The 23,903-nt window shown below is 48.0% G+C and carries 24 protein-coding genes; 21 read left to right on the plus strand and 3 right to left on the minus strand.

The window, feature by feature from the left end; genetic code table 11:
* Positions 1 to 121 precede the first annotated feature (121 nt).
* From dxs to spo0A, 5 genes are all read left to right on the plus strand, one after another.
* Complete coding sequence (gene dxs, locus KNO96_RS00880) at positions 122 to 2,014, plus strand: 1-deoxy-D-xylulose-5-phosphate synthase (RefSeq protein WP_026825746.1); 1,893 nt, start codon at positions 122 to 124, stop codon at positions 2,012 to 2,014.
* A 6-nt stretch (positions 2,015 to 2,020) separates the two neighbouring features.
* Positions 2,021 to 2,836: a TlyA family RNA methyltransferase gene (locus KNO96_RS00885; protein ID WP_214701871.1), complete on the plus strand. Its 816-nt coding sequence runs from the start codon at positions 2,021 to 2,023 to the stop codon at positions 2,834 to 2,836.
* 155 nt (positions 2,837 to 2,991) lie between these two features.
* Positions 2,992 to 3,441: a transcriptional regulator AhrC/ArgR gene (ahrC, locus tag KNO96_RS00890; protein WP_026825748.1), complete on the plus strand. Its 450-nt coding sequence runs from the start codon at positions 2,992 to 2,994 to the stop codon at positions 3,439 to 3,441.
* 13 nt (positions 3,442 to 3,454) lie between these two features.
* The gene (gene recN, locus KNO96_RS00895; protein ID WP_214701873.1) at positions 3,455 to 5,152 is read left to right on the plus strand and encodes a DNA repair protein RecN; all 1,698 of its coding nucleotides are present in this window, start codon (positions 3,455 to 3,457) and stop codon (positions 5,150 to 5,152) included.
* Entirely contained in the window at positions 5,153 to 5,884 is a 732-nt protein-coding gene (gene spo0A, locus KNO96_RS00900; RefSeq protein WP_026825750.1) for a sporulation transcription factor Spo0A, read from the plus strand. It begins immediately after the preceding gene.
* 631 nt (positions 5,885 to 6,515) lie between these two features.
* Here the strand turns inward: spo0A and KNO96_RS00905 are convergent.
* Positions 6,516 to 6,764: a DUF2627 family protein gene (locus KNO96_RS00905; RefSeq protein WP_026825751.1), complete on the minus strand. Its 249-nt coding sequence runs from the start codon at positions 6,762 to 6,764 to the stop codon at positions 6,516 to 6,518.
* A gap of 134 nt (positions 6,765 to 6,898) precedes the next feature.
* On the opposite strand from KNO96_RS00905, the gene KNO96_RS00910 reads away from it, so the two are divergent.
* From KNO96_RS00910 to KNO96_RS00945, 8 genes are all read left to right on the plus strand, one after another.
* Positions 6,899 to 8,536 (plus strand): sigma-54-dependent Fis family transcriptional regulator, encoded by a 1,638-nt coding sequence (locus KNO96_RS00910; RefSeq protein WP_026825752.1) that lies wholly within the window; start codon positions 6,899 to 6,901, stop codon positions 8,534 to 8,536.
* A gap of 121 nt (positions 8,537 to 8,657) precedes the next feature.
* Positions 8,658 to 9,554, plus strand: coding sequence for a phosphate butyryltransferase (yqiS, locus tag KNO96_RS00915; protein WP_026825753.1), 897 nt, complete (start codon positions 8,658 to 8,660; stop codon positions 9,552 to 9,554).
* Positions 9,555 to 9,579: 25 nt separating this feature from the next.
* Positions 9,580 to 10,701, plus strand: a complete 1,122-nt coding sequence (locus tag KNO96_RS00920; RefSeq protein WP_026825754.1) for a Glu/Leu/Phe/Val family dehydrogenase — start codon at positions 9,580 to 9,582, stop codon at positions 10,699 to 10,701.
* A gap of 1 nt (position 10,702) precedes the next feature.
* Positions 10,703 to 11,794 (plus strand): butyrate kinase, encoded by a 1,092-nt coding sequence (gene buk / locus KNO96_RS00925; RefSeq protein ID WP_214701874.1) that lies wholly within the window; start codon positions 10,703 to 10,705, stop codon positions 11,792 to 11,794.
* Entirely contained in the window at positions 11,778 to 13,187 is a 1,410-nt protein-coding gene (gene lpdA, locus KNO96_RS00930; protein ID WP_214701875.1) for a dihydrolipoyl dehydrogenase, read from the plus strand. Before buk ends, lpdA begins: the two co-directional genes overlap by 17 nt.
* Positions 13,188 to 13,199: 12 nt before the next feature.
* Entirely contained in the window at positions 13,200 to 14,207 is a 1,008-nt protein-coding gene (locus KNO96_RS00935) for a thiamine pyrophosphate-dependent dehydrogenase E1 component subunit alpha (protein WP_483297731.1), read from the plus strand.
* Positions 14,207 to 15,184: an alpha-ketoacid dehydrogenase subunit beta gene (locus KNO96_RS00940; RefSeq protein ID WP_214698947.1), complete on the plus strand. Its 978-nt coding sequence runs from the start codon at positions 14,207 to 14,209 to the stop codon at positions 15,182 to 15,184. The genes KNO96_RS00935 and KNO96_RS00940 overlap by 1 nt, the downstream gene beginning before the upstream one ends.
* Before the next feature lie 12 nt (positions 15,185 to 15,196).
* Positions 15,197 to 16,513, plus strand: a complete 1,317-nt coding sequence (locus KNO96_RS00945) for a dihydrolipoamide acetyltransferase family protein (protein ID WP_214701876.1) — start codon at positions 15,197 to 15,199, stop codon at positions 16,511 to 16,513.
* 37 nt (positions 16,514 to 16,550) lie between these two features.
* On the opposite strand, the gene KNO96_RS00950 is transcribed toward KNO96_RS00945, so the two are convergent.
* Both KNO96_RS00950 and KNO96_RS00955 read right to left on the minus strand, forming a co-directional pair.
* Complete coding sequence (locus KNO96_RS00950; protein WP_214701877.1) at positions 16,551 to 16,766, minus strand: hypothetical protein; 216 nt, start codon at positions 16,764 to 16,766, stop codon at positions 16,551 to 16,553.
* Positions 16,767 to 17,282: 516 nt separating this feature from the next.
* The gene (locus KNO96_RS00955; RefSeq protein ID WP_214701878.1) at positions 17,283 to 18,056 is read right to left on the minus strand and encodes a sporulation protein; all 774 of its coding nucleotides are present in this window, start codon (positions 18,054 to 18,056) and stop codon (positions 17,283 to 17,285) included.
* A gap of 99 nt (positions 18,057 to 18,155) precedes the next feature.
* On the opposite strand from KNO96_RS00955, the gene KNO96_RS00960 reads away from it, so the two are divergent.
* The 8 genes from KNO96_RS00960 (at position 18,156) to KNO96_RS00995 (ending at position 23,898) form a co-directional block, all read left to right on the plus strand.
* A complete protein-coding gene (locus KNO96_RS00960) occupies positions 18,156 to 19,340 on the plus strand; it encodes a class I SAM-dependent methyltransferase (RefSeq protein ID WP_214701880.1) in 1,185 nt (394 codons plus the stop codon).
* 34 nt (positions 19,341 to 19,374) lie between these two features.
* Positions 19,375 to 19,803: a BrxA/BrxB family bacilliredoxin gene (locus KNO96_RS00965; protein ID WP_026825764.1), complete on the plus strand. Its 429-nt coding sequence runs from the start codon at positions 19,375 to 19,377 to the stop codon at positions 19,801 to 19,803.
* Positions 19,804 to 19,859: 56 nt separating this feature from the next.
* The gene (locus KNO96_RS00970; protein ID WP_026825765.1) at positions 19,860 to 20,201 is read left to right on the plus strand and encodes a DUF952 domain-containing protein; all 342 of its coding nucleotides are present in this window, start codon (positions 19,860 to 19,862) and stop codon (positions 20,199 to 20,201) included.
* A gap of 184 nt (positions 20,202 to 20,385) precedes the next feature.
* The gene (locus KNO96_RS00975; protein ID WP_026825766.1) at positions 20,386 to 21,177 is read left to right on the plus strand and encodes a transporter substrate-binding domain-containing protein; all 792 of its coding nucleotides are present in this window, start codon (positions 20,386 to 20,388) and stop codon (positions 21,175 to 21,177) included.
* Positions 21,178 to 21,236: 59 nt separating this feature from the next.
* The gene (locus KNO96_RS00980; protein WP_026825767.1) at positions 21,237 to 21,896 is read left to right on the plus strand and encodes an amino acid ABC transporter permease; all 660 of its coding nucleotides are present in this window, start codon (positions 21,237 to 21,239) and stop codon (positions 21,894 to 21,896) included.
* On the plus strand, positions 21,893 to 22,615 hold the full coding sequence (locus tag KNO96_RS00985) for an amino acid ABC transporter ATP-binding protein (protein WP_026825768.1): 723 nt from the start codon (positions 21,893 to 21,895) through the stop codon (positions 22,613 to 22,615). Before KNO96_RS00980 ends, KNO96_RS00985 begins: the two co-directional genes overlap by 4 nt.
* Before the next feature lie 30 nt (positions 22,616 to 22,645).
* Positions 22,646 to 23,320, plus strand: a complete 675-nt coding sequence (locus KNO96_RS00990) for a metal-dependent hydrolase (protein ID WP_214701882.1) — start codon at positions 22,646 to 22,648, stop codon at positions 23,318 to 23,320.
* A 2-nt stretch (positions 23,321 to 23,322) separates the two neighbouring features.
* A complete protein-coding gene (locus KNO96_RS00995; protein ID WP_214701883.1) occupies positions 23,323 to 23,898 on the plus strand; it encodes an HD domain-containing protein in 576 nt (191 codons plus the stop codon).
* Positions 23,899 to 23,903 lie beyond the last annotated feature (5 nt).

A 23,903-nucleotide genomic window follows, 5' to 3' on the forward strand; every position in this document is an offset into this window, starting at 1 on the left:
TCGGTGACACGATGAGCACATCGTGTCACCTTTGTTTTGGGGAATGTGTGGCATCTACCGTCACATTCTTGTAAAATGTAAGGTACGAATCAGTAAAATGTGAGGAGAAAGGATGGTCATTATGGACTTGACATCCATTCAAGACCCGTCATTCCTGAAAAGGTTGTCTGTAACCGAACTCGAATCACTCGGTTCTGACATTAGACGGTTCTTGATTGAAAAATTGGCAGTGACGGGAGGGCATTTGGCGCCAAACTTAGGTGTTGTAGAGTTGACGCTTGCCTTGCACCGTGTATTTGACAGTCCGAAAGACCAACTTGTATGGGACGTCGGTCATCAGGCGTACGTTCATAAAATTTTGACAGGACGTACGGATCAGTTTGATACCCTGCGACAGTACAATGGATTATGCGGTTTCCCGAAACGTTGTGAGAGCGAACATGACGTTTGGGAAACAGGCCATAGTTCGACATCACTTTCGGCAGCGATGGGGATTGCAATCGCAAACGAGTTGAAAGGTCGCGCAAACGATCGTGCCATTGCCATCATCGGGGATGGTGCGCTGACTGGGGGAATGGCACTTGAAGCGCTGAATCATATTGGTGCCGAAAAGCAAAATGTCATCGTCATCCTGAACGATAATGAGATGTCGATTGCACCGAACGTCGGTGCCATGCACAACATGCTCGGACGTATTCGTGCATCACGAAAACTGAAGCATGCGCGTGAAGAAATGGAATCCATCATTAAGCACATTCCTCTCGTTGGCAACTCGCTTGAACGAAGTGGGGAACGGGTGAAAGATTTATTGAAGTCTGCACTTATTCCGGGCACTTTCTTTGAAGAACTTGGGTTTACTTACTTCGGCCCGACAGACGGACACGATTTGAAAGATTTGCTCGAGACGCTCGAGTATGCGAAGAAGATCGACGGTCCGGTTCTCGTTCATGTCATCACGAAAAAAGGCAAAGGTTACCGTCCGGCAGAACTAGATGGTATCGGAACGTGGCACGGGCTTGGGCCATATAAAATTGAGTCTGGTGAAGTCATCAAAGGGAAGCCGAAAGGACCAAGTTATTCGAAAGTGGTCGCTGAAACGATTACGAAAGTTGCGGAGTCTGATGAACGGGTCACGTTGATCACGCCGGCAATGAGCGTCGGATCAAAACTTGACTGCTTCACGAAAAAATTCCCGGAACGCATGTTTGATGTCGGGATCGCTGAGCAGCACGCGGTCACGCTCGCTGGTGGACAAGCGACACAAGGATTAAAACCCGTCGTCTCGATTTATTCGACGTTCTTCCAACGTGCGTATGACCAACTCGTCCATGACATTTGTCGTCAAAACCTGAACGTCGTGTTCACGATTGACCGGTCCGGACTCGTAGGGGCGGATGGAGAGACGCACCAAGGTGTGTTTGACATCGCCTTTATGCGTCATGTCCCAAACATTCGCATCTTGATGGCGAAAGACGAAGAAGAGTTGCAACGACTCGTTTATTCTGCTCTTCGTTACGATGGCGGGCCGATTGCGATTCGGTTCCCACGTGGTGAAGGAATCGGTGTTCCGATGAGTGACACGCTTCAGGAGATTTCACTTGATGATTGGGAAGTCGAGGCGGAAGGAACGGATGTCGCGATTTTGACGTTCGGTCCACAAGTTCAAGACGCTCTTGAAGTACGGTCTTTGTTAGAAGGCACGCTCAGCGTTCGGGTCATCAACTGCCGTACGATTAAACCGCTCGATGAGGCCATGCTTGCTTCATTATATGCAGAAGGTATCCCGCTCGTGACACTCGAAGAAGCGGCACTTGCCGGTGGTTTTGGAAGTAGTGTGTTAGAGCATGCGAATGAAGCTGGAACTTTCCCGCGGATTCAACGTCTCGGTATTCCGGATCGCTATATCGAACATGGAGGGGTCAACCAACTCTTAGAAGAGATTGGACTTCGACCTACCCAAATGGCGGAATCGATTGAACGATTCGTCATGGAAACAAATCGACAGAATGTGTGAGGGATTATGGAAAAAAGAACGAAAACTAGATTAGATGTATTGCTCGTCGAACGTGGACTCGCTGAAACACGAGAAAAGGCGAAGCGGTCTGTCATGGCCGGTCTCGTCTATAGTGGGACCGAACGCCTAGACAAGGCGGGCGATAAAGTGTTTGATGATATCCCTCTCGAAGTGAAGGGACAAGCCCTACCGTATGTCGGCCGGGGGGGCTTGAAGCTCGAGAAAGCGCTCGAAGTATTCCCGCTTGACGTAAACGGACGTGTCGGAATCGACATCGGGTCTTCAACGGGAGGGTTTACTGACTGTGCGCTTCAAAACGGTGCGAGCCAAATGTATGCGGTCGATGTCGGGTACAACCAGCTTGCCTGGAAACTTCGGAGCGATGATCGCGTTGTCGTCATGGAACGGATGAATTTTCGTCATGCGACGGCCGATCAATTCCCGATCAAACCAGACTTTGCGACGATTGATGTCTCGTTCATCTCACTACGCCTTATGGTGCCGCCGCTCAAAACTATTTTAAAGCAGGACGGCGTCGTTATGGCACTCGTTAAACCTCAATTTGAAGCCGGTAAAGCCGACGTCGGGAAAAAAGGGATTGTACGAGACCGTGGCGTACATGAGCGTGTGGCGAGCGATATGGTTCGCTATTTTGCATCGGAAGGGTTCTTCGTCGAAGGATTGGATTACTCCCCAATCACAGGTGGAGACGGAAATATTGAATTCCTCTTATTCGCCCGTTATAAGGGGATAGGTGGAGTCGAACCATCCCTACGAGTCGAAGACGTGGTGGATGCGGCACATACCAAACTAAAGGGATAAGCAATGGCTACAGACAGATTTGTCTGTAGCTTTTTCTTATCGATAAAGAAGAGATGGGGAATGGTGGAAATACCCACTGGAATGCTAGACCTTTTTTCGACAATACTTTAGAATGATAATGTGTATGTGAAACGAAAAATGAGGTGTCAGCGCTTATGAACAAAGGACAGCGATTGATTAAAATTCGAGACATCGTGACGAATCGTGAAATCGAAACGCAAGATGAACTGGTAGATGAACTACGTCGCTCCGGATATCCGGTCACACAGGCAACTGTGTCTCGGGATATTAAGGAGTTACATTTAGTCAAAGTGCCGTTAAACGACGGACGATATAAATACAGCTTGCCTGCGGATCAGCGCTTTAACCCATACGGTAAAATGAAGCGAATCCTTAGCGACAGCTTCGTCTCGGTCGATTCTGCTCAAAATTTGGTCGTCATGAAAGTGCTTCCGGGAAATGCTGATGCAATCGGCGTCTTAATCGACCATTTGTCATGGGATGAATTGATTGGGACGGTTTGTGGCGACGATACGATTTTAATGATTGCGCGCGATGAAGATAAAGCGAAGCAGATTATCGATCGATTAATCGGAATGTTATGAGGTGAAAGTACGTATGTTAGCAGAACTATCAATCAAACAGTTTGCGATTATCGACGAGTTAAACATTACGTTTAATCGAGGTATGACCGTTCTCACGGGTGAAACGGGTGCCGGTAAATCAATTTTGTTAGATGCGATTGGGTTGCTTGTTGGAGGACGAGGCTCGAGTGAGTTTGTTCGCTACGGTCAGGACAAGGCCGAAATCGAAGGGTTGTTCATGATTGAACCAAATCATCCCGTCATTGAAGCGGCCAATCAATATGGAATTGATGTTGAGGACGGGACTGTCATACTACGTCGAGACTTACATAGTAGTGGAAAAAGTGTCTGTCGGGTGAACGGGAAAATGATGACGCTCTCGACGTTGCGTGAATTCGGGCGACTTCTCGTCGATATTCATGGGCAACATGAGCATCAACATCTGATGGAAGCGGAATTTCACTTAGGAATTCTCGATCACTTTGCCGAGAAGGAAGTAGGCCCTCTATTAGAGGAATATCAAGCAGCATATGCAGCTTGGAAAAAAATCGCCGATGAACTGAAGCGCCTCAGCCAAAGTGAGCAAGAACTCGCGCAGCGGATGGATTTGTTGTCGTTCCAAACAAAAGAGATCGAGGCGGCAGAATTAAAGCCGGGTGAAGAACAGGCGCTGACGGAAGAGCGTGATGAATTAGCCAACTTTGAGCGCATCCATCAACATATCCGTCTTTCTTATGAGGCGGTTGCCGAGGACTCGAACGGACTTGACCAAATTGGCGTTGCGATGCGTGAAATGGGCGAGGCATCACAGCTTTCCACCTCTCTTGCTTCTGTATCCGAGACAATCTCCAACGCATACTATCTGCTAGAAGACGCGAAATTTCAATTGCGCGATCAATTAGATTCGCTAGAGTTTGATCCGATTCGATTGGATGAGATCGAGTCGAGATTAGCCCTTTTCCAGCAGCTAAAACGAAAGTATGGAACGACAATCGAAGAAGTCATCGCATATGGGGAACGAGTTTCCGAGGAACTTAAATCGATGACGAATCGAGAAGAACATTTGCAGACGTTGTCAGATGAGCTTGTTCGATTAGAGAAGGCTGCAAAAGAGACTGGAATAAAACTATCTACAGCCCGCAAAGTTGCAGCAAAGTCGCTGGAGCAGGCGATACATCGTGAATTAAAAGAACTGTACATGGAAAAAACAGCATTTGAAGTTCGTTTCCGCTCAACGTCTCTAAAACAAGACGGATTAGATGATGTAGAGTTTTACATGATGACAAATATCGGTGAACCGTTTAAACCGCTTGCGAAAGTCGCTTCAGGCGGTGAGCTTTCCCGCGTCATGCTCGCACTCAAGTCCATCTTTTCGAGAACCGTCGGAGTGGCCTCGATTATTTTTGATGAAGTCGATACTGGTGTATCCGGCCGTGTCGCCCAAGCGATGGGGGAGAAGATTTTCCGTCTATCTGTCGGGTCACAGGTGCTGTGTATCACTCACTTGGCACAAGTCGCCGCGATGGCAGATCAACACCTTTACATTACGAAAACAGAAACGGATGACCGAACGAAAACGAATGTCGACTCTCTCAATCATGAGAGCCGAATCGACGAATTGGGTCGAATGATTGCTGGAGCTCAAATGACGAACTTGACGAAACAACACGTTGAAGAGTTACTTGAGATGTCACAGCAAGTAAAACAGAAGTTCATCAAAGGAGTGTCATAAGTGATTACATTATGTATTGCGGACGACAATCGAGAAATCGTCGATTTGTTGAGCCGACAACTAGAATCTGAGCCTGATCTTCGTGTCGTGGGAACGGCGCACGATGGTGAAACGTGCTTGGATGTCGTCAAGACACACCAACCGGATGTACTCTTACTCGATATTATCATGCCGCATTTGGATGGAATTGGAGTATTACAACGTCTTAATGAAGAGTTCGGTGACGAGAAGCCGGAAGTGATCATGCTCAGTGCGTTCGGGAAAGATGAAGTGACGAAACAAGCGGTTCAACTCGGTGCCTCTTATTTTCTCGTCAAGCCATTCAATATCCAACAGTTGTTAACGAAGATTCGAGAATTGTCGGATGGGACGAATCGGGAGTTTGAAGGGATGACACCCGAAGAGATCGAGATTTCACTCTTACTGCAACAAATGGGCATTTCTCCACGAATCAAAGGATTCAAGTACATCCGTCAAGCGGTCATCTATGTGAGGGAGCGTCAAGACTTGCTCGGTCTAATCACGAAAGAGTTATATCCAATGGTTGCGAAAGAACATGAGACGACTTCGTCGCGTGTGGAGCGGGCTATGCGTCACGCGATTAAGACGGCCTGGGGTAACGGGATGCAGGACCATGAAATGTTTGAAGGACGACCGGAGCGTGAGCGAAGCCCGAAAAACTCGGAGTTCATCTCTTACTTCGTCACGTATTTATCGTTTAAGAACAATTAAAAAATTCGATTTGGACTGAGTCATGATCGGCTTAGTCCTTTTTTATTCAGTTTAAGAAAGAAAGCGCTTGCAAAATACTCGTTCTTTGTTATAATAAAGGTGTACCAAGTTACTTGGACAAGCGTCAGATGAACGCTTTTCAAACTTGTTCCGGAGCATGTTTGAAGAAATATAATCATCTCGGTTCGCTATCCGATTATAGCTCAGAGGTGGGGACGACACCTCAAGTCGTTAATGTCCCGACGTGAGGTCGCGACAGTCGCTCATTTGCGAGACGATTCTATCATCAGCTCGAAGCTAGGGGTTGGTATAGGGAAAACGAATCGTTCAGTTAACCAAAAGGAGTGTTGTCAACCGTTGAACAGTTTATGGCAAGCGCTCGACTTCACAATGGATGGTTGGACATGATCCGATAATCAAAAAGTTAGTAACTCGAATGGAAGCGTTCCGTTCACGCAAGACGGCAGTTACTAAAATTCTTTCATACTTCTTCATTAAGAAGACGTTGGATATCATGTCAAAGCAAGCAAAGTAGTTAGAAAGGAGATCATCCGTAGTGATCACAATTCAATACGAATAAAAGGTTCCGCACTTGAAATGAAGTCAAGTTAGGGAACCTTTTTTTGTGTACTTATGAGTCGAATCGTTGAACTTTTCCTGATTTCTTGTCGCGGTTAAAAATATAGCCAGCTACAAATCCGATCCCACCCATGGCGAGCAGAAGTCCAAAGGTCCCCTGCAACATAGAGGCGGCAGCGAGTGAATCAATCCATGTGAAGGGTGTGCTCGTCTTCAAAAAGAAGCTGTCGCGGAGCAATTTGATTCCGTAGACACCTAGTAGTCCGGGGATGATTAAGATTAGAAGTGCGATGAAACGCATGCAATCTCCTCCTTTACCATACATTATTTTAACAGAAATCATTTCGCTCGACACTGTCTATTTTTAGGCGACTTGCGAATCAACATAGGATTCAGTAGCATGAAGAAGAGAAGAGAGATGATGGGGGAATAAGTATGAATAAACGATTGATGATTGTCGGGGCCGGAAAAGGCGGGTCAGAGGTCCTTCATATGTTGATGGATTCACCACTTGCGACTATTGTGGCAGTCGTTGACTCTGATGTATCGGCTGAAGGAATCGCTCTTGCGAAAAGTTACGGCATCGCTGTGACAGATGATTGGACAAAATATGCTGAAGCTAAGCTAGACTTTGTCATCGAAACAACCGGACAGCATCAAACGTTCGAAGAGTTGAAAGACCATTTTAAAGAGGCGGTCGTGTTACCAGGAGAGTTTATTCGTATCGTTGTCGAGCGGTTGAAGCAGAATCAACAAATGCTTGAAGCAATCATTGAATGTACGAGTGAAGCCATTTCGGTAGCCGACCATCATGGGAACACGATATTGATCAACCCATCATATACTCGTTTGACGGGATTTAAAAAAGAAGACGTTGTCGATAAGCCGGCAACGGCTGACATTGGAATGCAAGAAAGTGTCCATTTGAAAGTATTGTCTACCGGACAAGGCGTCAGGGACATCAGAATGCAAATCGGTGCGACTCGACGGGACATTCTCGTGAACGCGGAACCAATCATCGTGGAAGGTAAATTACGCGGCTCGGTCGGGGTCATCCGAGATGTGTCTCAAATCCGTGCGCTTCGAGATGAATTACAGGAAGCGAAAACACGCATTCGGAATCTAGAGGCGAAGTATCAGTTTGCCGATATCATCGCGACGAGTGATGCGATGCGATTTGTCATTGAGCAGGCAAAACTTGCTGCGGTGACCCCTGTGACAGTATTGATTCGTGGAGAATCGGGAACTGGGAAAGAATTGTTCGCCCATGCCATTCACGGGGAGTCCCCCCGGAAATATAAGAAGTTCATTCGGGTCAACTGTGCCGCCATCTCGCCAACGCTTCTTGAGAGTGAGTTGTTCGGCTATGAGGATGGCGCGTTCAGCGGTGCCAAACGTGGCGGGAAAACGGGTTATTTCGAGGAAGCGGACGGTGGTTCGCTCTTTTTAGACGAAATTGGTGAATTGCCGCTCGATGTTCAAGTGAAACTGTTACGTGTCCTACAGGAAAATGAAATCGTGCGAGTTGGAGGGACAACGGCGATCCCAATCGATGTCCGCATTATTGCCGCAACGAATGCCGATCTTGAGCAAAAAGTGGGGGATGGGTCCTTCCGTGAAGATTTGTATTACCGGATCAATCGTATGCCAATCCACATACCACCTTTACGTGAACGGTTGAATGAACTCGAAGCGCTGTGTGACCGAATCGTACGGAAGTTGAATCAGGAATATGGTCGCAGTGTACGTGGGGTAGACGAAGATGCGTTGATTCTACTGAAAAGTCAGCATTGGAAAGGGAACGTCCGAGAACTTGAGAACGTGATTGGGCGAGCGATGATTTACATGGCGAGCACCGACCAGTGGATCGCGCCTCACCACTTACAATTATCAAATCGGTCTACAAGTCAAAAAGTAGTTGAGTCCGGGACATTCCATGAGGCCGTAGCGAAATATGAGCGAGATTTGATTGAACGAACGATTGAAGAAGCCGGTGGGAACAAATCAGAAGCAGCCCGCCGATTAAAGATTTCGATTCGGACATTATATAACAAACTAGACACCACGCAATAATCTGCATGAATTTTTCTGCATGGTAAGCATTAATCTGCATGGTCACCCGCATTATAAAGCGCTTACATTTTTGGAATTAAACTTGCTTATGATATAGTGTAGAGGTCAAGGGGGGACAATGATGAATTTTGAACGGATGCTGACGAACGCGAAACAACTAGAAGGTTGTACCGTGTCCATTGCGGGTGCAGCGGACGAAGAAGTTATTCGGGCCGTAAAACTTGCTACGAATCATGGCTTGTCTCGCTTCATTTTGTTCGGCGAAGCTAGAGAAATCCGGAAGTTATGTGAGCAGTATGAGATCGATGAGTCAAACGTCGATATTTTACATGCGAAAGGTGATGTAGAGATTGCACGCCGCGCCGCGCTAGCCGTGAAAAACAAAGAAGCGGATGTACTCATGAAAGGAATGGTGTCGACATCTACTTTCATGAAAGCCGTCCTCAATCGAGAGGCTGGTCTTCGGACGAAACGAACGCTCAGTCATGTGGCTTTATTTCAAATTCCGAATCGAGAGAAGCTGATCGGTGTGACTGATGCTGCGATTCATATTGCGCCGACGCTTGAAGAAAAAGTTGAAATCATCCACAATGCTGTCGAGGCGATGCATGACATTGGTTACGCATCACCAAAAGTTGCAGCAATCGGAGCGGTCGAAGTTGTCAATCCACAGATGAATGCGACACTCGATGCCGCGTTACTCAGTCAAATGAATCGTAGGGGTCAAATCAAAGGCTGTATCGTAGACGGACCACTCGCACTCGATAATGCGGTCGATATGATTGCGGCCAAGCAAAAAGGAATCAACAGTGAAGTAGCCGGTCAAGCTGACTTATTAGTCGTACCATACATAGAGGTCGGCAACGTCCTTTATAAATCAATCATGTATTTTGCAGAGGCGAGCGTAGCGGCGATTGTCGTCGGCGCATCAGCCCCTGTCGTGTTGACGAGTCGTGCCGATACTGCAGAAGCGAAACTATATTCACTCGCATTCGCTTTGTTACATGCCAAAAATTAATCGTATTTAACAGGAGGAATTAACCATGATGGAAACAAACACAGAACCACGCTTCCGTATTTTTGATGTTTTACAATCTGAGGACTATGAACAAATCGTATTTTGTCAGGACCAAACTTCAGGACTAAAGGCAATCATCGCGATTCACGATACGACACTCGGTCCAGCGCTCGGTGGACTTCGCATGTGGAACTATGAATCAGAACAAGAAGCACTCACAGACGTCTTGCGCCTTGCAAAAGGAATGACGTATAAAAATGCGGCAGCCGGTCTCAACCTTGGAGGCGGAAAAGCTGTCATCATCGGAAATGCGAAGACGGATAAGTCAGAAGCGCTCTTCCGTGCGTTCGGTCGTTACGTACAGTCACTTAGCGGACGCTACATCACGGCTGAAGATGTCAACACGACAGTTTCAGATATGGATTTCATTCATATGGAGACAGACTACGTAACAGGCGTTAGCCCAGCATTCGGCTCGAGTGGTAACCCTTCACCTGTAACAGCATACGGTGTGTATCGTGGGATGAAAGCGGCTGCTAAATGGAAGTTTGGTACCGACTCGCTCGCTGGGAAGACGGTTGCTGTACAAGGTGTCGGAAACGTCGCCTATAATTTATGCCGCCACCTCCACGAAGAAGGTGCGCATTTGATCGTGACAGATATTAACGAGGAAGCACTCAAACGTGCGGAGACTGACTTTGGTGCGACTGTCGTCAAGCCGGATGAAATTTACTCTGTCGAATGTGACATTTTTGCCCCATGTGCACTCGGTGCGGTCATCAACGATCAAACGATTCCACAGTTAAAAGCTCAAATCGTCGCAGGTGCTGCGAACAACCAATTGGCAGAAGATCGTCACGGTGATGTGCTCGACGAGAACGGTATCCTCTATTCACCAGATTTCGTCATCAACGCTGGAGGTGTCATCAACGTCGCCGACGAACTCGAAGGATACAACCGAGAACGCGCGATGAAAAAAGTCGAACTCATTTATGACAACATGATGCGCGTCTTTGAAATCGCAGAACGTGACGGTGTACCGACACACGTCGCGGCCGATAAGATGGCTGAAGAGCGTATTCAGATGATGTCGCGTTCACGCAGTCAATTCCTAAAAGTCGAAAAAAGCATTCTAGGGAGACGCTAAGATGACGAAACGGCTAATTCTTGCAATCAACCCAGGGTCGACCTCGACGAAAGTTGGATTGTTTGATGGGAAGGAAGAAGTGATGACTCGCACGGTTCGTCATGAGATTGACGTGACCGGCCTCACTCTTCCGGAGCAATTGCCTCATCGTGAGCAAGAAGTACGTGCCTTGTTAGAAGAGACTGGCATCGCGGTCAACGATTTGACCGCGGTCGTCGGTCGTGGTGGCTTACTTGCGCCAATGACATCGGGAACATATACCGTCAATGAACTCATGCGTGAGGATTTGACGAGCGGTCGTTTCGGTATGCACGCATCCAACCTTGGTGGATTGATTGCTTCTAAAATTGGTGAGCACGAAGGAGTCCCGAGTTTCATTGTCGATCCAGTCGTCGTCGATGAGATGCATGAGTTGGCCCGTAAGACGGGTATATCAGAGATTGATCGTCGGAGTATTTTCCATGCTCTTAACCAAAAGGCCGTTGCGAAGCGATTCGCATCTGAAAATGGAAGCGATTACAACGAGCTGAATCTCATTGTTGCGCATCTCGGTGGCGGAATCACTGTCGGTGCACATGCGGCCGGCCGCGTCGTTGATGTGAACAATGGACTGGACGGGGACGGTCCGCTTGCACCAGAGCGTGCCGGTTCAATTCCTGTTGGACAGGTAGTAGAACTATGTTATAGTACCAGGTATAAAGAATCGGAAATGAAGAAGAAAATTGTTGGTCAGGGCGGACTGTTCGCTCACCTCGGAACATACGATGCGATTGAGATTGAACAACGCTTAGAAACAGGTGACGATGAGGCGAGACTTTTGTATGAGACGATGGCTTATCGCGTCGCTCAAGAGATTTCTAAACATGGGGCGACATTATGTGGTCGTGTAGATGCCATCTTACTGACGGGCGGGATCGCATATTCCGACTGGCTGACTGACAAGATAAAGGAGCGTGTCACTTATCTCGCGCCGGTACACATTTATCCGGGAGAAGATGAACTAAAAGCGTTGGCTGAAGGTGCGCTTCGCATCATCGAGAAGGAAGAGACCGCACGAGTTTATGAGGGGGATACACATGGCACAAGAATTTGATGTTGTCGTCATCGGTGGAGGACCAGGAGGATATGTGGCCGCGATTAAAGCGGCCCAGGCAGGAAAATCTGTCGCAATCGTCGAGGCGAAGAAGTTAGGCGGAACCTGCTTACATAGAGGATGCATCCCGACGAAGGCGCTCTTAAAAGCGGCACACGTTTATCAAACGGCGAAACAGAGCGCGACGTATGGTGTGGAAACGGGAGACGTGACGTTCAACATGGAACGGGCCCAAACGTATAAGCGCGATCTCGTCGCTGGCCTAGAAAAGGGAATCGAGCATTTGATGAAACAAGGAAAGATCGAAGTGTTTCGGGGGAAAGCCTCCATTCTTGGACCAAGTATCTTCTCACCACAACCAGGGACCGTATCGGTTGAAGATGAAAGCGGTGAGTCGGAACTCATCTTGCCGAACCAATTGATTATCGCCACAGGATCGATTCCACGTGAGCTTCCTGGGTTACCGTTCGATCACGAGCGCATTTTAAACTCAGACGACTTGCTCAATTTCGAGACACTACCTGAATCGATTGCGATTGTCGGTGGTGGTGTGATCGGAGTCGAATGGGCATCGATGCTCGTCGATTTGGATGTGAATGTGACGTTGATTGAAGTAGGCGATCGTTTACTCCCGCTCGAGGACAAGGCGGTCTCCCGTGAAGTGGAGCGGTTATTGAAGAAGCGCGGTGTTCGTGTGAAGAAAAGTGTGACAGTCGATGCGGAACGGACATTGATTCATGAAGATGCGGTGGAACTTGCTGTTGGGGAAGACATGTTGAACGTTGACTGTGTCCTCGTCTCAGTGGGTCGTGTCGCTAATACAGAAGACCTGGGGCTACAAAATACGTCCATCGTCGTCGAGAACGGAATCATCCAAGTCGATAGTCAATATCGGACAAAAGAACGTCATATCTTCGCAATCGGTGACTGTATCGGGAAGCTACAACTCGCCCACGTCGCTTCAGCAGAAGGAGTGAAGGCCGTCGAGACGATTCTTGGTCTTGAGCCGACACCACTCGATTATATGCTCATCCCACGCTGTGTATACAGTGTCCCTGAAGTCGCCTCGGTCGGTCTGACAGAAGAAGCAGCAAAAGATGCGGGACATGACGTGAAGACAGGGACGTATCGCTTCAACGGTCTCGGGAAAGCGCGCATTGAAGGGCAAGCCGACGGATTCGTCAAACTCGTTTCGGACAAAGAAACAGATGACCTGCTCGGTGTCCATATCGTCGGACCGAAAGCGACTGAACTCATCACTGAAGGCGGGCTCGCACTCGTCTTGAACGCGACGGCTTGGGAGATGGGGCAACTCGTGCACCCACACCCTGCACTAAGTGAGGCTTTCCAGGAGGCGGCGCTCGCCGTCGATGGATTACCGATTCACGCCTAAGGAGGAACAAGGATGGAACAGATGACTGTAAACTCATATGAAGAGCTCGGCTTAACAAAACAAGATTTATTGGCGATGTACGAAACGATGGTCCGCGCCCGTAAAATCGATGAACGGATGTGGAAATTGAACCGCGCCGGGAAAATCCCGTTCGTCGTTTCGTGTCAAGGTCAAGAGGCTGCCCAGGTCGGGGCGGCGTTCGCCCTCGAAAAAGGTATCGACTATGTCCTCCCTTACTATCGTGATGTGGCGGTCGTCCTGCACTTCGGTCAAACTTCAAGAGACTTGATGCTGTCGGCGTTCGCGAAAGCGGAAGATCCGAACTCGGGCGGTCGTCAGATGCCTGGACACTTCGGCTCGAAAGAGCATCGCATCGTGACGGGTTCATCTCCGGTTACGACACAAGTCCCTCATGCTGTCGGAATCGCACTCGCGGCGAAGATGAAAAAAGAAGAGCTCGTCACGTTCGTCTCGTTCGGTGAAGGGTCTTCCAACCAAGGAGATTTCCACGAAGGTGCAAACTTTGCCGGTGTCCACAAGCTTCCGGTCATCTTATTCTGTGAGAACAACAAATATGCGATCTCGGTTCCACTCACGAAGCAGTTGGCATGTGAAAGAGTATCTGACCGGGCGAAAGGTTACGGGATGCCAGGTGTGACAGTCGACGGGACCGACCCGATTGCCGTTTATGCGATCGTGAAAGAAGCGCGTGAACGTGCTCTGCGCGGAGAGGGACCGACACTCATCGAAGCAGAAGTGGAACGCCTCGTACCTCACTCATCAGATGACGATGACAAGGCCTACCGCTCAGCGGAAGAATTGGCTGGATTGAAAGAACGGGACGGCATAAAACTGTTCCGTCAACGCCTCATTAACGAGGAGGTCGCTACGTCCGATGCGCTCTCGGAAATTGACGAGAAGATTGATTTAGAAGTGAACGAAGCGACGACGTATGCGGATAAGGCACCGTACGCTGCGCCTGAATCTGCAATGGATTACGTCTACGAGGAGGAAAAATGATGAAAACGTTTATCGAAGCGATCAACGAAGCGATTCATGAGGAAATGGAGCGCGACGAAAACGTCTTCGTCGTCGGAGAAGACGTCGGCGTTCGCGGCGGGGTATTCCGTGCCACACAAGGGTTGATTGAGAAGTACGGGGAAGGTCGTGTCATCGATGCACCGCTCGCCGAGAGTGCGATTGCTGGTGTCGGTGTCGGAGCTGCGATGTATGGGATGCGACCGATCGCAGAAATGCAATTCGCAGACTTCATCATGCCAGCAGTGAACCAAATCGTATCGGAAGCTGCGAAAATTCGTTACCGCTCGAATAACGATTGGACATGTCCGATGGTCATCCGTGCGCCTTTTGGTGGAGGAATCCACGGGGCCCTCTATCATTCGCAATCGGTCGAGGCGATGTTTAGTTCGACGCCAGGTCTTAAAGTCGTCATTCCATCAGACCCGGTCGATGCGAAAGGATTATTGAAAGAGGCGATTCGTTCAAACGACCCGGTGCTCTTCTTTGAACATAAGCGTGCCTATCGTCTTTTGAAGGCAGATTTGCCGACGGACGAATATACGGTCGAAATCGGTAAGGCGGCAGTCAAACGTGAAGGCGATGACATCACAATCATCACATACGGTCTCTGTGTACACATGGCACAAGAGGCAGCGAAAACGCTCGAAGAGGAAGGGATTAGCACGCACATTCTCGATCTTCGTACTGTCTACCCACTCGACCAAGAAGCCATCATTGAGTCGGTCAAGAAGACTGGTAAAGTGCTACTCGTGACAGAGGACAACAAAGAAGGAAGCATCATTGGAGAAGTCGCGGCGATTATTGCAGAGAAAGCGCTTTTCGAACTCGATGCACCGATTGAACGCTTAGCGGGGCCTGATGTTCCAGCTATGCCGTACGCACCACCGATGGAAAAATTCTTTATCGTATCCCCAGAAAAAATTGCCGAGCGGGCACGCCAGCTCGCGGCGTTTTAAGGAGGCTTCTCCATGGAACAAACGATTACAATGCCCCAACTCGGGGAGAGTGTGACAGAAGGAACGATTACGACTTATCTCGTCAAACCGGGCGACCGTGTGGAAGAATACGAGCCACTCGCTGAGGTCATGACGGATAAAGTCACTGCTGAAATTCCGGCGACTAGTGCGGGAACCATCAAAGAATTCCTCATTCCAGAAGGGGAGACGGTCAGCGTCGGGACACCGGTACTGACGATGGAAGTCGAAAGTGCCGAGGAATCAGCGGTTGAGACGAAGACCGAACCGATCGCAGAAACGACTCCTGCAGAACCCGTGGCGAAGCAAGCAGTCGCTGTCGCTCCGAAAAAACAAAGTGGCAACGGGCGTTTCTCTCCTGCAGTCATCCGACTCGCCAATGAGAACGACATTGACTTGAATGACTTAAGTGGGAGCGGTCTAGGTGGACGTATTACCCGTAAAGATATTTTACGTTACCTTTCGGATGGCCGCCCTTCGACTCCAGATCAAGCGACGCAGGCACCCGTTCAAGAGACGATGGTACAGACGAAGATGGACGTTCCGACTGAGGCACCACGTCCTGTCGTCGAGCCGTCGCAACCGGTCGCATCGACATCCACTTCTTCTGGACGCTATGAATCCATTCCGACAGCAGGTGTACGTCAAGCGATTGCGAACAATATGGTCCGCTCAAAACACGAGGCCCCGCACGCATGGCTCATGATTGAAGTCGACGTGACGAATCTCGTCGACGCCCGGGCAAAACTGAAAGACGAGTTCATGAAACGGGAAGGTGTCAAATTGACATTCATGCCGTTCTTCATGAAAGCGGCGATCGAGGCATTGAAGAAATATCCGATGATGAACTCAGAGTGGGCGGGCGATCATATCAAAGTTCACCAAGACATCCATCTTTCTGTGGCTGTCGCGGCAAACGACGCCCTTTATGTACCGGTCATTCGTCAAGCGGATGAGAAGAACATCAAAGGACTTGCTGTTGCACTTCAAGACGTGGCAACGCGAGCGCGTGAGAACCGTTTGAAGGCAGAAGAGATGCGTGGCGGGACGTTCACGATCAACAACACAGGTGCGTTCGGCTCAATTCAGTCGGCACCGATTTTGAATTACCCACAAGCTGCCATCCTATCGGTCGAGTCGATCGTGAAGCGTCCGGTATGGATGAATGGAATGTTTGCGGCACGCGATATGGTCAACCTTTGCATGTCGGTCGACCATCGCGTCCTTGACGGTCTCGTCGCAGGTCAGTTCTTGCAAGCAATCAAACAATCGCTCGAGTCGATTGACCCGAACACATATACCGTATATTGAAAAAATGGAGGCGCTCTCGATCGAGTGCCTCCATTTTTTATGAGTTATAGCCAATGAATAGCGTGAAAAAGAAACTGACGGCTGAGATCAATAGGAGAAGGAACGACAAGGACATGCCCATTGTGACGAGTCCTTTGGAGAGTCGTGGTTTGGATTTATAGAGTGAAAATGCAAACACGAGACTGAATAGGCCAAGCGTCGCGAATAGTGTAAGCGGGATTGCTCGGTCTTTTAGTAACTGAAGTAAATGCAACGTTGAATCATCCTTTCTAATCAAGCGCCTACTGAAATCGTCGTTGATGGACACGGTACGTTAATCTGGTAATCAGAACGAAAATGAGAAGGAGCACCCAATATACGAATATATAGTTTATTGCAAACCCGGGAATCCCATCGTGTCTGACTGAGGAAACCCAAAGCAGGCAGAGAGAGGCCGGGAAATGGAGGAAGAGTACAAGATAAGGTACGAACTTCAGGAATGATAAGGCATTTGTCGACGGATTACGCATTAAACCCATTGCAATCAAACCGATCAACACCTCGAGCCCACCAAGCGTGAAATAGGCGAGTGAATCAGTAAAACTAGTCTCTAGAATGGGTAAGGCAAATGGCGCAAGGCCGAAACTCCCGATCATTATTAAAGCGAACAAGATGTAGTCACCTCCTGAAAATTTGACTCCTTATAACGATTGTAAGATATTGGATGTAAGAACTCAACGTCCCACTAAAAAAACACGCCATTCCTATGAATGACGTGTCGGCTAGTTCCTTAAATCGATTGTTCGATCATCGTTTCGATGTCACGACGAACTTTAGCTAATGATAAACGTGCGACGTCGTAGCGCACACGATGAGTCGATTCGTCTGAACCCGTCAAGTCGGCAAAGAGACTTCCGAGATCGTGGACACTGCGGTCGACTTGAATGAGAAGTTCAATCGTGTCCTCGTTCTGTAACATCACGACTTCGACCTCATCTAACTGGCGACCGAAACGCGAACCGTTCGCTGAATACTCGAGTTCTTGTGCAATCGGAAGGCGACCGGACCGGTGGCGTGCCGGAAGCATCTCTGTATCGGCTTTCTTCAGGCGGAAACCGAGCTCGTCCATCGCATCTAAAATGACTTGTTGGGCGGCGTTCGGTTGCACGGTGATCGCATCTTCATCTTTCGGGTCTACGGCTTGGGCGATATCTAGCCCCGTCTCAATCCATGATTTCGATTGGCTGACAGAAAGAGGTGTGTTGAACGGGACGTTGACTGTGAATTGGATTTCTTTCACTTCCCTTGGTCCAATCATAAACGGCGCCTCATTCAATAAAATCTTTTCAATCGTAAACGTCGAGTGTGTGATTTTGTCGTTCACTTCATGTTTATATAACGTGTTGAAGAACAGATAGATACTATCAACCGATTGTTCGACAGAACCGCCTTCGATATGGACGACCCCGTTCAGTTCCCCGCCGGGCGTACAGTGGCTTTCATTCAGGCGCGTATCAACTTTTGCGGCACCGATTCCGATTGAAGATAAAATCTTTTTAAACATATGTGTGTCCTCCTTTGACGTAACGCCGTCTTCGTGTAATAGTATGTACGGACAGGTGAAACGATATGTTTCAAAATTTCTTAAAAAGGATTGAATCCATTGGAATATACAGCATTATTAGAACGTCTCGAAGACGTTATTCAATCAAATCATCTCGTGTCAGCGACCATCAGTCAACCCCGCCAAAAATCAAGTGATTTAAGACGGGTCAAATTGAAACCGGTCCTGATTCGGAATGCATATCATATCCAGTTCGAGTATCAGTATGAGCGTGTGATGAATCATAAAAATTTGACACCAGACGAGGCCGTATCGGAAATAATCGAGCTCCTCGAAACGTTCAGACAAGGTCAGTTTCAATTAAAAGAATCTGATCTTCAGTTCCAGTTATCGAAAAAGTTCAAAGTGACATTGAAAGAGAAACATACGGCTCAAAAAGAAGTTCAATTGAGCCATAATCGAGAAAAACAGTACGTGCTGCCACTTGACGAACCGGTCCCATTCTTGATTCGCCTAGGAATTCAATCTACAGACGGGAAAGTGAAACGACAAAAGTACGACAAATTCAAACAAATCAACCGCTTCCTCGAGTTCATCGAGGATTCACTCAAACATTTACCTACGGATCGCACTGTCCGTATTCTCGATTTCGGTTCGGGCAAATCGTATTTGACGTTCGCGCTCTATCACTTCTTACATGAGATGAAAGGGTATGACGTCCACATCACGGGACTCGATTTGAAGAAAGAAGTCATCGAAGAGTGTGCATCCATTGCGAAGGATCTTGGCTATGAACGGCTGGAGTTTTTAGTCGGGGACATTAATGAATATGAAGGGGAGACGGCCGTCGATATGGTCGTGACGCTCCATGCATGTGACGTGGCGACCGATATGGCATTGGCACGTGCCGTCCGTTGGGGCGCAAACGTCATCTTAAGCGTCCCGTGTTGCCAAAAAGAATTGAATCGTCAAATCCAAGCACCGAACTTGGACGTGATGCTCCAACATGGACTGATCAAGGAACGTTTCGCCTCCCTCGCGACAGATTCGATTCGGGCAGAACTGCTTGGACTTGTCGGGTATGATGCACAACTGCTCGAATTTATCGATCTCGAACACACACCAAAAAATATTATGATTCGTGCCTATTTGACGAACCGCGTGGCAACCGCTGAAACGAAAGCGCGTTATCTCGCCTTCAAGCAAATGATACATGCCGATCCGTTCTTAGAACGAGAATTGAGCGATAGACTTGTCCTCGAGGTGGAACAAGACGTAAAATAGGAGAGTATAGACGAATGTCGAAAGGGGAAACAACATGGATTTTCAATTATATTTTCAAGATGTAGTCGAACAAGCGCGTAACGAAGTACGTGCTGCAGGATACACAGAGCTCACGACACCGGAAGAGGTAGACGGGGCACTCAAAAAAGAAGGGAAGACACTCGTCCTCGTCAACTCGGTATGTGGCTGTGCAGGCGGCATCGCGCGTCCGGCCGCTGCGTATGTAAACAAGATGGAAGGTGTAAAACCTGACCACTTCGTTACTGTGTTTGCCGGTCAAGACCGTGAAGCGACTGACCGTGCACGAGAGTATTTTGAAGGATATGCACCGTCTTCACCGTCAATTGCTCTTCTTGAAGATGGAAACATCGTGACGATGGTAGAACGCAGTGAAATCGAGTCAGCTACTGCTGAAGAACTCGTCGATCAGTTGCAAACATTGTTTGACATCTATTTTTCATAATCACACATCGGCGCAAAGGCCCTGCCTTTGCGTTTTTGCAAAAAGGGGCAATGCATATGGAACCAGTCATCAAAATCATGACGGAGGCAGAATATATGATTGCCCTGTCACGCGGTGAAATCAATGAACCATCACTTCAATCCGAAGGGACAATCAAATGTTGTACACCGCAGCAAATAGGAAAAGTGGTAAAACAATCTTTTTTTGGAGAGTCGGTCGTGCTCGTCTCGCTCCACGTTAACCGACTAGGACAGCTGTTACATTATGAACTAGATGAAGACGGGGAGCGCTATCCGCACGTGTATAGTGCCATCCCTATGTCTTCTGTTAAACAGGTTCAACCATACGGGTCTCGCGACAATGGAACGGTCACATATTTCGCTTTCGAGCGGATGTGACCTTCTTTTTTTAAAAATGAAATGCATGAATATACTTTACAATTAATAATTATGTGTATATAGTGGTTGAAGATACAAGTTGGACAACTGATGTGTCATTAAACAGTTGAGCTGCAATGACACATATGTCATAATTTTTTTAAAGTTCTGATAATTGTCATTTAACTACGAAAGGAAGATGGAGATGAAAAAAGGTTTTCTAGCATTATGTTTAGCAGGACTAGCCGCGTTTTCGGTCGCATGTGGGACAGACGAGAACGAAGGAGGATCGTCATCGACCGATGGGGAAGATGACAAAGTCATTGTCATGGGAACGAGTGCCGATTACTTCCCATATGAGTTCGTCGATACGGCGAATGGCGACGACATCGTTGGATTTGATATCGATATCGCCAAAAAAGTGGCGGAAAACATGGGATATGAATTGAAAATTGAAGATATGGATTTTGGTAGTTTACTTGGAGCACTCAATGCAGGGCGTGTCGATTTCGTCATGGCTGGGATGACACCGACTGAAGAGCGTAAAGAGAATGCTGATTTCTCGGATATTTATTTCACTGCGGTGAACTTAATCTTATCGAAAGATGACTCACTTCAATCTCTTGAAGACTTGAAAGGCAAAAAGATTGGTGTCCAACTCGGTTCGATTCAAGAAGGAATCGCACAAGACCAGATTCAAGACGCAGAAATCGTATCGTTGAACAAGATTCCTGAGATTATTCAAGAAATCAAGACGGGACGTATTGACGCGATGGTCATTGAAGACACGGTCGCGAAGAAATACCTCGATCAAGACAGTGAGTTGACAACATTTGAAATCGTGGACGAAGAAGAAGCGGGTTCTGCTGCTGCATTCCGTAAAGACGATGAGCTCCGTGATCAATTCAATGAAGAGTTGAAGAAGATGATCGACAATGGAGACATTGACGAGTTAGCACAAAAATGGTTTGAAGAAGAGGCTGCACCAGCCGAATAATGAATCGTACGGGGCTGACTGAAGAGAACTCGGTCAGCCTTTTTTAGGAGGAACTTACAATGGATTTTAGTCGGATTTATGATTCTATCCCTTACATACTCGAAGGGATTCCAGTCATGTTCCAAGTCGTCATCGTCTCGGCATTGATCGGGATCACGCTTGGGATTGTTGTTGCTACGTTGAAGATTGTGCCGAACCGCTTGATTAACTTCCTCGGTCATGCTTATACGGCCGTGTTTCGTGGAACACCGCTCATCTTACAACTCGCCATCATCCACTTCGGATTGCCGCAACTGACCGGCTATATCACGACACCTTATCAGTCGGCGGTTATCGCCTTCTCACTGAACTCGGGGGCGTATATTTCAGAAATCATCCGTGCCGGTATCCAAGCAGTCGACAAAGGTCAATGGGAAGCATCGGATGCCCTCGGTGTCCCTTATGTGAAACAATTACGTTCCATCATCTTGCCGCAGGCATTCAAGAATATCTTGCCTGCTTTAGTGAACGAGATGATCACGTTGACGAAAGAGTCTGCCCTCGTCTCGACGGTCGGAGTGCTTGACATCATGCGCCGCGCACAAATCGTCGGTGGGCAGAAGGCAATCTACTTCGAACCGCTTCTATTTGCCGGTGTGATATACTTTACAATAGTGATGATCTTGACGTATCTTGGACAACGTCTTGAAAAACGGTTAAGAAAGAGTGATGGAAGATGATCGAGGTAAAAGACCTATACAAACAATTTGGTGACTTAGAAGTATTGAAAGGAATCACGACGACGATCGAACGTGGTGAAGTGGTCGCTGTCATCGGACCGTCCGGGTCTGGTAAATCGACATTTCTACGTTGCTTGAACATGCTTGAGATTCCAACGAGCGGGACGGTCAGTGTCGACGGGTTCGAGCTAACGAAAAAAGGTGCGAACGTCGCCAAGGCTCGTCAAAATATCGGGATGGTGTTTCAACAATTCAACCTGTTCCCACATATGAGCGTATTGGATAATTTGACGTATGCGCCGGTCAATGTGTTGAAGGTGAGTAAAGCTGAAGCACTCGAACGTGCGAAAAAATTACTTGAACGCGTCGGACTTTCTGAGAAAATCGATGCCTATCCGAGCCAACTTTCAGGTGGACAAAAACAACGTGTCGCGATTGCTCGTGCCTTGGCGATGGAACCGAACGTCATGTTGTTCGATGAACCGACGTCAGCACTTGACCCGGAAATGGTTAACGAAGTACTCGATGTCATGAAAGGCTTGGTTGAGACGGGAATGACGATGGTCGTCGTCACACATGAAATGGGCTTCGCTCGTGAAGTGGCGGACCGCGTGCTCTTCCTCGACGAAGGGATCCTCATGGAAGAGGGCAAGCCGGCTGACCTGTTGTTAAACCCGCAAACAGACCGGGCAAAACGCTTCTTGGAGAAAGTGTTGTAATCTGATCTCACGAGGGAAGGATGAATGCACATGAAAATCACGTATTATGGACATGCGACAGTAGGATTTGAGGTAGATGGTGTGAACGTGTTGATTGACCCATTCTTGACGAGTAATCCTCATACCGAAGTAGACCCTTCTACACTGCGGCCCGATTATTTGTTGCTCACGCATGCTCATTTTGATCATATCGAAGATGTCGAATTGATTGCGAAAGAGACGGGTGCGACGATTGTGGCGACGCATGAGCTTGCGAGCTACTATGAGAAGAAAGGGTATTCTGTACACGGTATGAATATCGGCGGCGGACACGATTTCCCGTTCGGCCACGTCACGATGACGCAAGCCTTCCACAGTTCAAGTTTGGATATGGGAGACACGCCGGTCTACATGGGGATGCCAGCTGGATTCATCATTGAAACGAATGGGTTGACGCTTTATCACGCAGGAGACACGAGTCTCTTCTCAGATATGAAGATGTATGGTGAACGTTTTGAAATCGATGTCGCCTTCCTTCCGATCGGGGACAATTTCACAATGGGACCTATAGACGCATTAGATGCGGCACAGTGGCTACAAGCGAAACGTGTCGTCCCGATCCACTTTGATACGTTTCCGCCGATTAAACAGGATGCTCAGGCGTTTTGTGACCAACTGCACCGTCGCGGTCTCTTGATTGAACCGAATACGACCATCGAGATTTAATCATGAATGTGATTCAGGAGACGAAGCAGTTCATCGAAACGATTCATGAAAATGACTCTTCAGGTCATGATGTTGCTCACGTTGAGCGTGTCGTTCGAATGGTGGAGCGTTTAATGGAGAATGAACCGGTCAATCGGACAGTTCTTCTCCTAGCGGCATATCTACACGACGTGGAAGATCATAAGCTCGGTCGTCCGAAGGGTCTCGTCAAACAGCATCTGTCCTCAATTGATATCACTGAGGAGCAAGCGAATTTAGTGATGGCGGTGATTGATGAGGTCTCCTTCTCAAAAGGAAAGACGCCGACGACCCGGGAAAGCGAAATCTTGCAAGACGCCGACCGTCTTGATGCGATTGGTGCTATCGGAATTGCGAGGACATTCCAATATGCAGGTTCTCTCGGTACGCCGCTTGATTTGGCAGAGACGAGTGCCATTCAACATTTTCAAGATAAGTTGTTGAAATTGGCGGGAAATATGCATACGGAAAAAGCCAAACGCTTGGCGATGTCACGCCATACTTTCATGCAGCAGTTCCTAGAACAGTTTCATGCAGAATGGGACGGGATCGATACATGAAAAAG

It is taken from the genome of Exiguobacterium sp. s89 (assembly GCF_018617735.1).
GTDB lineage: Bacteria > Bacillota > Bacilli > Exiguobacteriales > Exiguobacteriaceae > Exiguobacterium > Exiguobacterium marinum.

What these genes read in the sequence shown, in the direction of transcription:
- dxs (WP_026825746.1), top strand. Translation starts at nt 122, where the DNA reads ATGGACTTGACATCCATTCAAGACCCGTCATTCCTGAAAAGGTTGTCT.
- KNO96_RS00885 (WP_214701871.1), top strand. Translation starts at nt 2,021, where the DNA reads ATGGAAAAAAGAACGAAAACTAGATTAGATGTATTGCTCGTCGAACGT.
- ahrC (WP_026825748.1), top strand. Translation starts at nt 2,992, where the DNA reads ATGAACAAAGGACAGCGATTGATTAAAATTCGAGACATCGTGACGAAT.
- recN (WP_214701873.1), top strand. Translation starts at nt 3,455, where the DNA reads ATGTTAGCAGAACTATCAATCAAACAGTTTGCGATTATCGACGAGTTA.
- KNO96_RS00905 (WP_026825751.1), bottom strand. Translation starts at nt 6,764, where the DNA reads ATGCGTTTCATCGCACTTCTAATCTTAATCATCCCCGGACTACTAGGT.
- KNO96_RS00910 (WP_026825752.1), top strand. Translation starts at nt 6,899, where the DNA reads ATGAATAAACGATTGATGATTGTCGGGGCCGGAAAAGGCGGGTCAGAG.
- yqiS (WP_026825753.1), top strand. Translation starts at nt 8,658, where the DNA reads ATGAATTTTGAACGGATGCTGACGAACGCGAAACAACTAGAAGGTTGT.
- KNO96_RS00920 (WP_026825754.1), top strand. Translation starts at nt 9,580, where the DNA reads ATGATGGAAACAAACACAGAACCACGCTTCCGTATTTTTGATGTTTTA.
- buk (WP_214701874.1), top strand. Translation starts at nt 10,703, where the DNA reads ATGACGAAACGGCTAATTCTTGCAATCAACCCAGGGTCGACCTCGACG.
- lpdA (WP_214701875.1), top strand. Translation starts at nt 11,778, where the DNA reads ATGGCACAAGAATTTGATGTTGTCGTCATCGGTGGAGGACCAGGAGGA.
- KNO96_RS00935 (WP_483297731.1), top strand. Translation starts at nt 13,200, where the DNA reads ATGGAACAGATGACTGTAAACTCATATGAAGAGCTCGGCTTAACAAAA.
- KNO96_RS00940 (WP_214698947.1), top strand. Translation starts at nt 14,207, where the DNA reads ATGAAAACGTTTATCGAAGCGATCAACGAAGCGATTCATGAGGAAATG.
- KNO96_RS00945 (WP_214701876.1), top strand. Translation starts at nt 15,197, where the DNA reads ATGGAACAAACGATTACAATGCCCCAACTCGGGGAGAGTGTGACAGAA.
- KNO96_RS00955 (WP_214701878.1), bottom strand. Translation starts at nt 18,056, where the DNA reads ATGTTTAAAAAGATTTTATCTTCAATCGGAATCGGTGCCGCAAAAGTT.
- KNO96_RS00965 (WP_026825764.1), top strand. Translation starts at nt 19,375, where the DNA reads ATGGATTTTCAATTATATTTTCAAGATGTAGTCGAACAAGCGCGTAAC.
- KNO96_RS00970 (WP_026825765.1), top strand. Translation starts at nt 19,860, where the DNA reads ATGGAACCAGTCATCAAAATCATGACGGAGGCAGAATATATGATTGCC.
- KNO96_RS00975 (WP_026825766.1), top strand. Translation starts at nt 20,386, where the DNA reads ATGAAAAAAGGTTTTCTAGCATTATGTTTAGCAGGACTAGCCGCGTTT.
- KNO96_RS00980 (WP_026825767.1), top strand. Translation starts at nt 21,237, where the DNA reads ATGGATTTTAGTCGGATTTATGATTCTATCCCTTACATACTCGAAGGG.
- KNO96_RS00985 (WP_026825768.1), top strand. Translation starts at nt 21,893, where the DNA reads ATGATCGAGGTAAAAGACCTATACAAACAATTTGGTGACTTAGAAGTA.
- KNO96_RS00990 (WP_214701882.1), top strand. Translation starts at nt 22,646, where the DNA reads ATGAAAATCACGTATTATGGACATGCGACAGTAGGATTTGAGGTAGAT.
- KNO96_RS00995 (WP_214701883.1), top strand. Translation starts at nt 23,323, where the DNA reads ATGAATGTGATTCAGGAGACGAAGCAGTTCATCGAAACGATTCATGAA.